Source organism: Shewanella sp. 125m-7 (genome assembly GCF_052977045.1).
The window spans coordinates 49,005-61,362 of sequence record NZ_JBRILQ010000015.1 but is presented as its reverse complement, the minus strand read 5'-3'; the positions used below and the strand labels follow the sequence as shown (position 1 = coordinate 61,362).

Genomic DNA, 12,358 nt, shown 5'->3' with positions numbered 1-12,358 from the left:
ATGTTGAATCATTATTCAAAGTCATTATTCGCAGTGAGCCTATCATTGTTGGCTGCAGGAGCATCGGCGCAGGAACAAGCTGTTATAGATAGCTCATTTAAAGATACCTTAGCCGTATCTGAGCTAAAGCTTGAAGCAAGCTCATTGAACTACAAAGCTGATGCTAGCAAAGGTGAAACCTTAGCGAATCAGCGCTGTATCGCTTGCCATGGTGATGTCATGCTTAGCATGATGAAGACCTACCCTGATCTTAAAGGTCAAAAGGCTGCTTACCTATTCAAGCAGCTCGTTGAATTTAAGCGCGGCGACCGCACAGATCCCTTAATGCAAGGGCAAGCAGGCATGCTGTCTGAAACTGAAATGAAAGACATTGCTTACTACTATTCGACGCAAACGGCATCGGACTTAAGTAAGTAGCCTTAAGCGCTGTTTATAAATGGCCTTAAGCCACGACTGTTATAAACAGCCCTGAGCAGTTCTTTGAATCAGCCCTGAGCAGTTCTTTGAATCAGCTCTTAGCAGTTATTATAAACAGCTCTGAGCAGTTCTTAGAATGAAGCTTCAACGGCTCTAAATTTCAGCTTAGTAAAGCCCAGATAATCACATTATCTGGGTTTTTTATTTATCAGCTGACAAAGGTTAACCACCTTCCTGTAACGCCCGAAACACCGAAAAACAACTAGTCATCAAGGAAGTACACAGCAAAATTCTTGATGAGCTATCATTAAGGTTTATAAGTAAGTCGGCGCCAAAGCTTACAACTTGGCAACAATAAAGCCAGTTAGTATTTAGTTCGACTAAATTAACACTGTAACTAAACCAAAATTTTCCAACATAAAGGACAGTGTATGCCTAAGAAGCCACAAACACTTATCGCCCTTGCCCTGTTAGCCGTTGTATTGATTCTTTATGCTGCCAATTCGCAATTTAACCCAGAAAGCGGCACTGAAGCGGTTACCAAGCAGCCCATAGATAAGCCATTAGAAACGGTTTCGCAGTCAGAAAAAACCACCCCGCCGAGCCCTAAGCTAGCTTCAGAAAAGCCAAATGAAAAAACCAAGGCGGCCGATCTAGCAACTGCAAAGGGGTCTAGCGGAACACAAAATAGCTTTATCAAAATATCTGACGATCGCCCAACAAAGACACCTAAAGACGTGGTTATTAACTCTCTAGATGAGCTAAGCGATTTATTTGATTCACTTGATTACAATACTCAAAGCTGGAAAGACGGCAATAGAGAGGTACCAAGGCTTACCTTTGAGTCGGTAAGAAAAGGCTGGGAAGAAACCACAAATAAAATCCCTGTACAACAGAAGAAGATGGTCTTTTTCCGCTTGCTTGCGCCGCTTATTCTAGTCGCTAATGAAAATATTTTGTTAGAGCGCCGCATTATCGAGTCAGCCCCTTTGAATGATGCGCTGTTGCAGAAAATAGCCTTCAAATACAAGGTGGTCAAAAATGAAAACACACCACTCACCGAACAGCAAAGACAAACACTGCTAGAGGAGGTCGATATTATGCCGCCCTCATTAGTGTTAGCGCAGGCTGCAGAAGAAAGCGGCTGGGCCACATCACGATTTACCGTTGAAGGTAATGCATTTTTTGGCCAATGGGACTTTAGCGGTAAGGGAATGGTCCCCAAGCAGCAGCGTAAAGAACTGGGTAATTACGGTCTAGCGCGTTTCGAGACACCACTGGCCTCGGTAGAAGGTTATATGCTTAATCTCAATACCAATAACGCCTATAAAAAGCTGAGAGAACTGCGAGCAAATCTGCGAACTGAAAATAAGCCCATCACAGGCTTAGCGCTTGCAGGAACTCTTGATAAATACTCCGAGCGAGGCCAAGCTTATATCGATGGAATCCGTCAGATGATCCGCTACAACAAGTTGGATCAAGTCGATGAGGCTTACCTGAGCGATGCCGCGCCACTGCATCTTATCTCCCGTCCAGAATAAATACATCAGCCCATAAACAAAAAGGCCGCAAGCGGGTTGCTTACGGCCTTCATCATTTGCCAGTAATAAAACTTAACCTATCAAGCTTTACCCTTACGCAAATAAGGCATTAACAGCAGCATGATACCGACAAGCAAGAATGGAATACTCAGAAGCTGCCCAGCACTGAGTGTCCAAGAATCAGCGTATACAGCCTGCTTAACCTTGACTATTTCGATAATAAAACGAGCGCTAAACACCAGCACTAAGAACAGGCCGAAAATAGCACCATGCTTCTGTTTCATATCAGTTAACTTGTAGATGAACCACAGCAGCGCAAATATCAACAAGTAAGCAATCGCTTCATACAGCTGCGCCGGATGACGCGGCAACATGTCGACTCGCTCAAACACGATAGCCCAAGGCACGGTGCTCGGTAGTCCCAGAATTTCTGAGTTGACAAAATTTGCCATACGGACAAAGAAGCCAAATATCGCGGTTGCAATCGCCAAACGGTCTAACAAGAATAGGAACGGTAATTTAACCTGACGCTGATAATAATACAGTGCCAAGATAGCGCCTAAACCACCACCATGACTGGCGAGTCCGCCTTCCCAGATAGCGAATATCTTAAGTGGATGACTGAAGTAATAAGCGGGATCGTAAAAGAGACAGTGAGCTAAACGCGCACCAACAATAATACCCACAACGCAGTACATCAATAGATTGTCTAACGACTCAACCGGCAAATTCTCTTTAATGTAGATACGTTTCATCACCTGGAAGCCTGAAGCTATCGCAAGTGCAAATAAAATGCCATACCAATGTACTTTCAGCCCCATAAAGCTGATCGCAACGGGGTCAATATTCCAAATAAAATGCTCCAAACTAAGCCTTCCAAATCAGTTGTTTTAAATCAAAGATGTAATTACCCATGCGCAGTTTTACGCGTCAGCATCGCGTTTGGCAAGGGCAAAGCTAAATTTGCCGCAACAGAATGTTGCAACGGTTCGATTATCAACGAATATCTATGGCGGTTATCCGCCATAGATATTCCACTATAAAAGACTTTCTGCTATAGTGCCGCCTCAGCCACCCTACATAAATTTGGGCCAATAGCATTGCTATAACGCCCCTCAGAAATTGGAAATAAAGGCTGATGACTCAGTTTCAAGGTTCACACATTCTGTCGGTAAACCAACTTGATTTGGACGCCGTTGAAAAAGTTTTTTCTGTTGCCACCCGTATGACTCCCTATGCTTTAAGACAAAAACGCACCACAGTTTTAGATGGCGCGGTTTTAGGCAATCTATTTTTCGAACCAAGCACTCGTACCCGAGTCAGCTTTGCTAGCGCCTTTAACCTACTTGGCGGTAGAGTTAACGAAACCGTTGGTATGGCTTCGTCATCACTTTCTAAAGGTGAGTCGCTATACGATACTGCCCGCGTGTTATCGAGCTATTCTGATGTGATTGCGATGCGTCACCCAGATTCGTTTTCTGTCAGTGAGTTTGCTAAAGGTAGCCGCGTACCGGTCATTAACGGCGGTGATGGTTCAAACGAACACCCAACTCAAGCGCTACTGGACCTATTTACCATTCAAAAAGAGTTAGCAGCTGGCGGCCGTGATATTAGCGGCATGAATATCGCCATGGTCGGTGACCTTAAGTTTGGTCGTACCGTGCACTCGCTTTCTCGTCTGTTATGCATGTATAAAGATGTCAGCTTCACACTCGTATCACCAAAAGAGTTAGCAATGCCTGACTCTGTGATCAATGACATTGAAAATGCTGGCCATAAGATCACAATAACAGACCAACTTGAAGGTAATTTAGATCGCGCAGATATACTCTATCTGACGCGTATTCAAGAAGAACGCTTCCCTTCTCAAGAAGAAGCGAATAAATACCGCGGTAAGTTCCGTTTAAACCAAAGTATTTATACACAACATTGCAAATCAAACACAGTGATCATGCACCCGTTGCCACGAGACTCTCGTGAGCAAGCGAATGAATTGGATAACGATTTAAACGATCATCCAAATCTGGCTATCTTTAGACAAGCCGATAACGGTTTGTTGATCCGCATGGCACTGTTTGCACTGACGTTAGGTGTTGACTCTCAACTTGAGCAATACGAACGTCCAGTTAATTGGTATTCACGAAAAGCTGATATTTAACTCGGCGATAGACTTTTAAGGATTAAAAATGACTCGTTCCGACGAACTATTTGAACAGGCTAAAAAAACCATCCCTGGTGGCGTTAACTCGCCAGTACGTGCATTTTCAGGTGTGGGTGGATCGCCACGCTTTATCGAGAAAGCTGATGGTGCTTATATTTTTGATGCCGATGGCAAAAAATATATCGATTACGTGGGTTCTTGGGGCCCTATGATTTTAGGCCATAACCACCCAAAAATTCGTCAAGCGGTATTAGATGCTGTTGAAAACGGCCTGTCTTTTGGCGCGCCAACTGAACTTGAAATCACGATGGCCGAAAAAGTTATCGAGATGGTTCCGTCAATTGAACAAGTACGTATGGTCAGTTCAGGTACTGAAGCCACCATGAGTGCTATCCGTTTAGCTCGTGGCTTCACTAGCCGTGACAAAATCCTTAAGTTTGAAGGTTGCTACCACGGCCACGCTGACTGTTTGCTTGTTAAAGCAGGTTCCGGTGCACTAACACTAGGCCAGCCAAGCTCTCCAGGTATTCCTGAAGATTTCGCTAAGCACACCCTAACGGCAACTTATAACGATTTAGATTCAGTTAAAGCGATCTTCGAGCAATACCCAGAAGAGATCTCTTGTATCATCATCGAGCCTGTTGCAGGCAACATGAACTGTATCCCGCCAATCGACGGCTTCTTGCAGGGCCTACGTGCTATCTGTGATCAGTACGGCGCATTGATGATTATCGACGAAGTCATGACGGGTTTCCGCGTATCTAAGAGCGGTGCACAGGGTTATTACGGCGTAACACCCGATCTGACTACACTAGGCAAAGTTATCGGTGGCGGTATGCCAGTGGGCGCTTTCGGTGGTCGTAAAGATGTGATGCAGTTTATCGCACCAACGGGCCCAGTTTACCAAGCGGGTACTCTGTCTGGTAACCCAATTGCAATGTCAGCAGGTCTTGCACAGATGGAAGCGCTTTGTGAAGAAGGTGTTTACGAGCAACTGGCTGCTAAGACTGAGTACATTGCTGAAGGCTTTAAAGCTGCGGCTAACAAGCACGGCATTCCAATGGCAATCAACTACGTTGGCGGCATGTTTGGTTTCTTCTTTACTGATGAAGAAACTGTAACTAACTTCGCGCAAGTGACTAAGTGTGATACGGCACGATTTGCTGAGTTCTACCACCTAATGCTAGATGAGGGTGTTTACCTCGCACCTAGCGCTTATGAAGCCGGTTTCCTATCACTTGCTCACGGTGAAGAAGAGCTTGAAGCCACACTAGCGGCTGCGGATCGCGTTTTTGCTAAGCTAGCAAAAAGCTAATTCAAAAAACCAGCCCTGAGTGGGGCTAAGGTTTGATTAAAAGGAACACTTTATAAGTGTTCCTTTTTTATATCCGCTTTAAATAGCGGGGACCTTAAACTCAGTGCCTTGTATTGCAAGCACCACATCTCTTGGCCTTATCTCCACAATTGTCAGCTTGCCTTGAATACTGTCGCCCTCTTGCAGCTCAGCACCATCAACGTTTAACCAACGGTTATCAGCCACACTAGAGTAAACATGGGCACTAATATTAAATTCTGGCACTTGTAGCTGAAGTCCCGCCGGAAGCTGACCATATTTAGGGATGGCATCAGACTTTGCCGTAGTCGGGATAGGATCCAGCTTCTCTTCTGTCACAGGTGTCGCTACCGAGTTGTTGCGCTCAACATCTTTAAGCGCTGCTTCAAATGCTGCTAATAAATTATTCTTGTTTTCAGGCTCACTACGCTCTAACCCGACATCATTAGCGGCATTCTCGACTTGATACTTAAGTGACTCAAGCAGCTCGTCACCACGCTTATTGCTATTAGCCCCTAGAATAATCGGCTCCTCTGCATTAATTTGCATTGAGCTAGCCTCTTTAATCTGTTCTTGTCCACCTTGATCGACACTTTTTTGAGCCTTAATTAATGCTGCCATCAAATCATCAGATTGCGGATCAGAAACCGTCGTTATTTTAGCTGGGTATGCGCTTGATGATTGGCCGCCATAACTCGCTCTGGATGCGCTAACTTGAGGCGCCAACGTTTGAGCCATTGGCAAGGCCACCTTTCCAGCTAAACGAATTTCTGCGGCCGCTGACTGCTGGCCACTTGGCTGTTGTTTCATCGTCTCCGTGTCGGTGGTAACGTGTTCTACCGACTCTTGCTTGCGCGTAAGGTTAGCTTGAGCAATTTGACCATCCTCAACAAGACCTGTATCCACAGGGTAGAGTATGCGGCTTAATAGCCAGGCAGCCATGACAGTAACCAATAATGACAAGACAAATATCACCACATACTTTACGCCATTACCTGTTGCTTGCTGCGCTTTATATTGCGCCCTTGGCGTTAACACTACGTCATGTGTTATCGCTTGAGACTGCTGGGTATTTTTAGTCACCGCATCGAGTAAAATCGACATTAATACAACCTCTTGCTTTGGCCTAATCGCGGGCCAGCATCACTTAAATATAAGTTAAGCTGCACAAGAGTTTGCGAGCCTGCAATTCCATCAGCAATCAAACCATGTTGGCGTTGAAATGCTTTTAGCTTTTGCTCAAGCTCAGGATCAAAACTGTTTACCAGTCGTGGAGGCGCGTCTGTAACACGTGCTAAGCTATTTTCTAACCATTGAATTTGCGCTTGATTAGCCGATTGCCCTATCTCTTTAGGTTGATTCTTTGGTGCTTGCCATAGGATCTCAAAGGTTCCGCTAAAGTGGCGGTTAAACCAATCTCGACTGACCCACAGTTGCTGCTCATTAAGCTGTAACAACACTTGCTCCCCCTGTCTTGATACGATAGTGCCGTAAAAAGCCTGTTGGTTGTCATCCACCAAGTACACAACAGCGGGGTAATTTAAGCGAACCAAGGAGTGCCAGTTACCTTGCTGTTGAAAGCAATCAAGCCCCTGCTGCTTAGCAGACTGGCAGGCTGTGAGTCCGATATAAGGCACCTTGCCCCACAGACCTAAAATACTGGCATAAGCCGTATCAATATCACGACTTTGGGCAATGGCCGCTGCGAGTATGCGCTGACCACTGCTTAACGCATTTATCTTTGGCTCTTGTTTAGCACTGCTAGCTTGGCGTGCAGGTTCACTTTTAACCGTCTCAACGCTTGGGTTGGCAGATAATCTCTCTGGAGCTGTAAACAGGTAAAATGCAATGCCAAAAGTAGCCACTAGCGATGCCGCGATCCCCACGGGTAATAACACGCTCTTCTTCTCTGGCTCTTCGCCCAGTACCTCAGCCGAGGCTAAGCGCACCATCTTGTTATCAATAGGTACCTTAGATTGCGCATAACTTGCCATCAATGCTCGCTCACACATCAGGTTAATTAATCTAGGAATACCGTCACTGTATTTATGTAATGCTTTAATCGCACTCTTGTGAAACAGGGGTTCATGACGCCCTGCCACCTGCAGCCTGTGCTGGACATATAGCGCGACTTCTTCAAGGGTTAGCGGCAATAGATGATAACGGGCTGTAATTCGCTGAGCTAATTGACGTAGTTCTTGTCTTTTAAGTAATTGTTGTAGCTCTGGCTGACCGATAAGAATGACTTGCAGTAACTTTTTAGTATCGGTTTCTAGGTTAGTCAGCAATCTTAATTGCTCGAGCACTTCAGCCCTAAGGTGCTGTGCTTCATCGATGATCAATACCGTGTTGCGGTCTTTACTGTGATTTTCAAGTAAAAACTTACTGATTAAGTCTGTAAGCTGCTTCAGGCTCGGATTGTCACCATAGACAATACCTAGCTCATCACACAAGGTGGCCAGTAATTCAGACTCCGTTAATGACGGATTTAAAATAAATGCGGTATCGGTATTGTCTGGCAACTGCTTTAATAGGCAACGTGAAACCGTGGTTTTACCTGTACCAACCTCACCGGTTAGTAATACAAAGCCACCTGTTTCTCCTAGTCCATAGGTGAGGTGTGCCAAAGCTTCTCTATGACGATCACTCAAAAACAAATAATGAGGATTCGGTGCGATAGAAAACGGATTATCATTTAAGCCAAAGAAAGCCTTATACATGCGAGCTTTTATCCTTTTAAAACCAGTAAACCAACCGCAACTGAAGGGCTGGATTGTTTATGCACAATAAATACACTCAAAAGAGTTTGTTTAAAGAAAAGTTGCCAATCAATACCTGTCATTTTCATTAGTGAACACACGCTAGCCTTTCTGTCTAATCTCAAGCGCAAATCTAATGGCAAATCTTAGTATCATGGCTCACGTTAAAGCCAAGGGCTATGCTTGTCAAAATTTGCTGTAACTTATTCTGCTAAAGTAAGCTCAATATCAAATTGAGCTGAATATATTGTCTGTAAAAGCCTCATATTCACAATCATAATCCCTTATGACAAAATCGTTCCGTGCTACACTCGCATTTAAGTTATTAAGCGGAAAACCTTGTGAAAATTTACCTAGTTGGCGGCGCGGTCCGTGACAGATTACTCAACCTAGAAGTTAAAGACCATGACTACATGGTGGTTGGTGCGACTCCAGAACAAATGCTTGCGCTTGGCTACAATCAAGTAGGTAAAGACTTTCCGGTATTTTTACACCCTAAAACACAACAAGAGCATGCTCTTGCACGCACCGAACGAAAAACCGCAGCGGGTTACGGCGGTTTTAGCGTTGATGCTGCGCCTAACGTAACGCTAGAACAAGATCTGTTACGCCGAGATTTAACCGTCAATGCTATCGCCCAAGATGACAACGGCAAGTTATACGATCCATATAATGGCGTAGCTGACATAGAAAATCGCATTTTAAGACACGTATCAGATGCATTTGTCGAAGATCCATTACGAGTGCTGCGCGTTGCACGCTTTGCCGCTCGATTCCACCCTCTTGGGTTCACCATTGCGCCAGAAACAATCAGTTTGATGGCCAACATTAGCCAAAGCGGTGAGCTTGAGGCCTTAACGGCTGAGCGAGTCTATATTGAACTCGATAAAGCATTAGCAACCGATTGCCCACAAGTATTCTTCCAAGTATTAAGACGTTGCGGCGCGCTAAAAGTGCTGTTCCCTGAGATTGACGCCCTATTTGGCGTTCCTCAACCAGAAAAGTGGCACCCTGAAATCGATACCGGCATTCATACCTTAATGGTGCTTGAGCAAGCTGCTAAGCTGAGCAAAGATAACGCTGTACGATTTGCCGCACTCGTACATGATTTAGGTAAAGCCTTAAGCCCAAAAGAGCATCTACCTAAGCATCATGGACATGGCCAAAAGGGGTTAGCTCTGATTAAAGCACTCTGTTTACGCATTCGAATACCTAATGAATATCGAGACCTTGCTCTTTTAGTTAGCGATCAGCATCAAAATATTCATAAGATCACTGAGCTTAGAGCCGATACGATAGTCAAACTATTTGATAAAGCCGACTTTTGGCGTAAGCCACAACGTCTTGAGCAGCTCCTTATTGCTTGTGAAGCTGATAGCAAAGGTCGTACGGGACTCGAATTAACTCCTTACCCTCAAGCTAATTGCCTTAGGTTATGTTTTACAGCAGCTTCAGCCGTTGAGGTCAAGTCAATCATAGCTCAAGGCCATATAGGCGCTGCTATCCGTGAACAATTGAATATCGCTAGAATTGCTGCCGTTCAGGCGTTCAAAGAGAGACAATCAATTTAATACAAAAAACTCATCAAAAGTTCATACTTTTGGTCTAGTATTAGATCAGTGTAAGATATGTATAATTTACACTTAGCTTGCAATTACAAATATTTTCGTTAAGTTATTCAGACCTTAGCGTTAAAATGCATAGCAAAATTTTTTGTCTGTGACATAATTAACCAGTTCAGTTGTAATATGCGGCTGTACTTATTTAATCCAACCTACATAAAGGGAATTCCCGATGAATAAAAAAGTACTTTTGATTGCTGGTGTAGCAATGACTGCCCTTCTAGGTGGCTGTGCAAACACTACTGCTCTTGAAGAAAGCGTTGCAAACCTAGGTAACAAAGTTGACCAGCTTTCAGCTGAAGTTAGCACTCTAAAGTCAGACCACGCTAAAATGTCTGCAGACATCAACGATGCTACTGCAGTAGGCGTTGCTGGTCTTGCTGAAGCAGAACGTGCTAACGCACGTATCGACAACATCGCTTCTTCTTACAAGAAGTAGTATGTTTAGGAATTTAGCCTAGTTTTCAGGCAGGCTAACTCCCAAGGCTTGGTTTCAGGTATTACACTTGGCCAAGCCTTAAATTTATCTGCTGCATTTTGCCCAATTAAACTTTGCTACTTTGCTACTTTGCAATCAGCCACTATCCATATACCTCGTCCCTAACGTAAAACGTCACATCGAGCTTGCGATAAAAATGCGGGCATAAAAAAGCGCCCAATATGGACGCCTTTAAAATAATAAACAAACTGATTAGCTTTGAATGTTCACCGGGATCCCTGCTTGGCTCAGCAGCGCATCATTCGCTTTGGTGTAATCAACTTCATCTTTACCAATAAACTCAACCACACCACGCTTCATCTGCCTAACCGTGCCAGTATCATCATCAGCGGTAGAGAGTGACGAGTGCACCTCAATCAACTGTCGTCCGTCAGGCTCTGTCGATGTTTTAACGGTTTCGTTAATAATTGTAACTTGCTCGCCGTATTTTACTTTATCGAACAACCATTCGATGTCATCTGGATTGAGACGAATACAGCCAGCGCTAACGCGCATACCGATACCAAAATCTTTGTTTGTCCCGTGGATAAGGTAGCTGCCGTCACCATAAGAAAGCTGAATTGCAAACTTGCCTAATGGGTTATCGGGGCCAGCAGGAACCACGCGTGGCAACTCTTCGCCACGTTCCTCTAAGTGCTCTTTTCGAATGCTTGCTGGCGGGGTCCAACTTGGATTAGGAATACGCGACTTGATCTTAGTCACCATCTCAGGGGTTTCACGACCAATACGCCCAATACCAACAGGGAACACATGCACTTCTTTACCGCTTTTTGGGAAGTAATATAAACGCAGCTCGGCTAAATTAATCACCACACCTTTATGAGGTACGTCAGGCAGTAACATTTGAGTTGGGATCAATAAACGGCTGCCTGGTGTTGGCAAAAATGGGTCAACACCAGGGTTGGACTCTATTAGCTCCAAAATACCAATATTGTATTGCTTCGAGATCGTCTGGAAGTAATCGCCCTTTTGGACGACGTGCTCTTGCAACTCCCCGATGAGGCGACCACCATCTTGAGGAATTGAATAAACATTGGCAAATGAACTCAATGGTAAAAAAGCCAAGATGAACAACAGCAAATTACGCATCATCAGTTTTTCGATTTCCGTTTAGTTGAATAAGCAAAGGTTACCCTGAGCGCAGATTATTTTCTAGTCATCACGTTAATAACAAAGTCGATTTCTAGTGTATCAAACTGAGCATGTTGGATTTGATGACGTACCTTATCATTTGCACGCCATGCGTAAGGTGTCATTTCAAGCAATGCAATGGCCTGTTCACCTGACACACTTACCGTAAGAGATAAGCGCTCACTATGCTGTAACTCAAGCTCTTTGGGTAAATTATCACTAACCGGCTTTTCAGATAAATCAGGGTAGATAAACTCACGTATTTGCCATAAATGCCTTGGGCCAGCTGCAACTTGCAACAACACGCCATCTTGCTTTAATACTCGAGTAAGCTCTTTGCCTTTTAATTGCTTGTCGACCAAAGTGATCAAGTCAAAGCTTTCATTAGCAAAAGGTAAATGTTTCAGCGTTGAAACGATATAGGTAGGGCTAGGCTCCGCTTTGGCTGCGGCGAAAATTGCATTTTCAGCCTCACAAATACCCGTTTGGGTTAATGTAAGCTCAGGCTTTATCTCTGCCAGAATGCCCTTTACCGTACGTAAGAAGTAACCATCACCACAGTCAAAATCAAGTTGAGATAACGCCTCTGCCGAGGTGACTTGAGGTAACTCAGCAATAACCTTAGCTATCGCTTGTGCTAGCGGGATATAGATCCCAGACTCAAGCACATAGCGCTTAGCGCGCATAACCGCACGAGAGTCTGCTTTCGGTTTTTTAGGTTGGCTAAACACCCAGTAACCCTGCTCATTGATGTCAAAGTGGTGCTTGTTCTCACAATGCAGTCCTTTTGACTCTTCATGCACCATAAACGGTGACTGACACACAGGGCAAAGATAAATACTATTCATAACACTCTCATCAATTCGCTTGAATACTTAAATTTTAGTAAAACAAT

Annotated in this window: 11 protein-coding genes; 6 read left to right on the top strand and 5 right to left on the bottom strand. The window is 44.3% G+C overall.

Features of this window, described 5'->3' with window-relative positions; translation table 11 throughout:
* Entirely contained in the window at positions 1-417 is a 417-nt protein-coding gene (locus tag ACVBIL_RS09285; RefSeq protein WP_447166696.1) for a c-type cytochrome, read from the top strand.
* A 431-nt stretch (positions 418-848) separates the two neighbouring features.
* Complete coding sequence (locus tag ACVBIL_RS09280) at positions 849-1,958, top strand: glucosaminidase domain-containing protein (protein ID WP_447166695.1); 1,110 nt, start codon at positions 849-851, stop codon at positions 1,956-1,958.
* 80 nt (positions 1,959-2,038) lie between these two features.
* On the opposite strand, the gene lgt is transcribed toward ACVBIL_RS09280, so the two are convergent.
* Positions 2,039-2,824, bottom strand: coding sequence for a prolipoprotein diacylglyceryl transferase (gene lgt, locus ACVBIL_RS09275; RefSeq protein WP_447166694.1), 786 nt, complete (start codon positions 2,822-2,824; stop codon positions 2,039-2,041).
* A 272-nt stretch (positions 2,825-3,096) separates the two neighbouring features.
* On the opposite strand from lgt, the gene ACVBIL_RS09270 reads away from it, so the two are divergent.
* Both ACVBIL_RS09270 and hemL read left to right on the top strand, forming a co-directional pair.
* A complete protein-coding gene (locus ACVBIL_RS09270) occupies positions 3,097-4,116 on the top strand; it encodes an aspartate carbamoyltransferase (protein ID WP_447166693.1) in 1,020 nt (339 codons plus the stop codon).
* Positions 4,117-4,144: 28 nt separating this feature from the next.
* On the top strand, positions 4,145-5,434 hold the full coding sequence (gene hemL, locus ACVBIL_RS09265; RefSeq protein WP_447166692.1) for a glutamate-1-semialdehyde 2,1-aminomutase: 1,290 nt from the start codon (positions 4,145-4,147) through the stop codon (positions 5,432-5,434).
* A gap of 78 nt (positions 5,435-5,512) precedes the next feature.
* Here the strand turns inward: hemL and ACVBIL_RS09260 are convergent, their stop codons facing one another.
* On the bottom strand, positions 5,513-6,556 hold the full coding sequence (locus ACVBIL_RS09260) for a general secretion pathway protein GspB (RefSeq protein WP_447166691.1): 1,044 nt from the start codon (positions 6,554-6,556) through the stop codon (positions 5,513-5,515).
* The gene (locus ACVBIL_RS09255; RefSeq protein ID WP_447166690.1) at positions 6,556-8,172 is read right to left on the bottom strand and encodes an AAA family ATPase; all 1,617 of its coding nucleotides are present in this window, start codon (positions 8,170-8,172) and stop codon (positions 6,556-6,558) included. The genes ACVBIL_RS09260 and ACVBIL_RS09255 overlap by 1 nt, the downstream gene beginning before the upstream one ends.
* A gap of 380 nt (positions 8,173-8,552) precedes the next feature.
* On the opposite strand from ACVBIL_RS09255, the gene ACVBIL_RS09250 reads away from it, so the two are divergent.
* Both ACVBIL_RS09250 and ACVBIL_RS09245 read left to right on the top strand, forming a co-directional pair.
* Positions 8,553-9,782: a multifunctional CCA addition/repair protein gene (locus ACVBIL_RS09250; protein ID WP_447166689.1), complete on the top strand. Its 1,230-nt coding sequence runs from the start codon at positions 8,553-8,555 to the stop codon at positions 9,780-9,782.
* A 223-nt stretch (positions 9,783-10,005) separates the two neighbouring features.
* Positions 10,006-10,272 (top strand): Lpp/OprI family alanine-zipper lipoprotein, encoded by a 267-nt coding sequence (locus ACVBIL_RS09245; RefSeq protein WP_447166688.1) that lies wholly within the window; start codon positions 10,006-10,008, stop codon positions 10,270-10,272.
* A 252-nt stretch (positions 10,273-10,524) separates the two neighbouring features.
* Here ACVBIL_RS09245 and ACVBIL_RS09240 read toward each other — a convergent pair whose 3' ends face one another.
* Positions 10,525-11,424 (bottom strand): L,D-transpeptidase family protein, encoded by a 900-nt coding sequence (locus ACVBIL_RS09240; RefSeq protein WP_447166687.1) that lies wholly within the window; start codon positions 11,422-11,424, stop codon positions 10,525-10,527.
* Between the two features lie 53 nt (positions 11,425-11,477).
* Positions 11,478-12,311 (bottom strand): putative RNA methyltransferase, encoded by an 834-nt coding sequence (locus tag ACVBIL_RS09235; protein WP_447166686.1) that lies wholly within the window; start codon positions 12,309-12,311, stop codon positions 11,478-11,480.
* Positions 12,312-12,358: the final 47 nt, after the last annotated feature.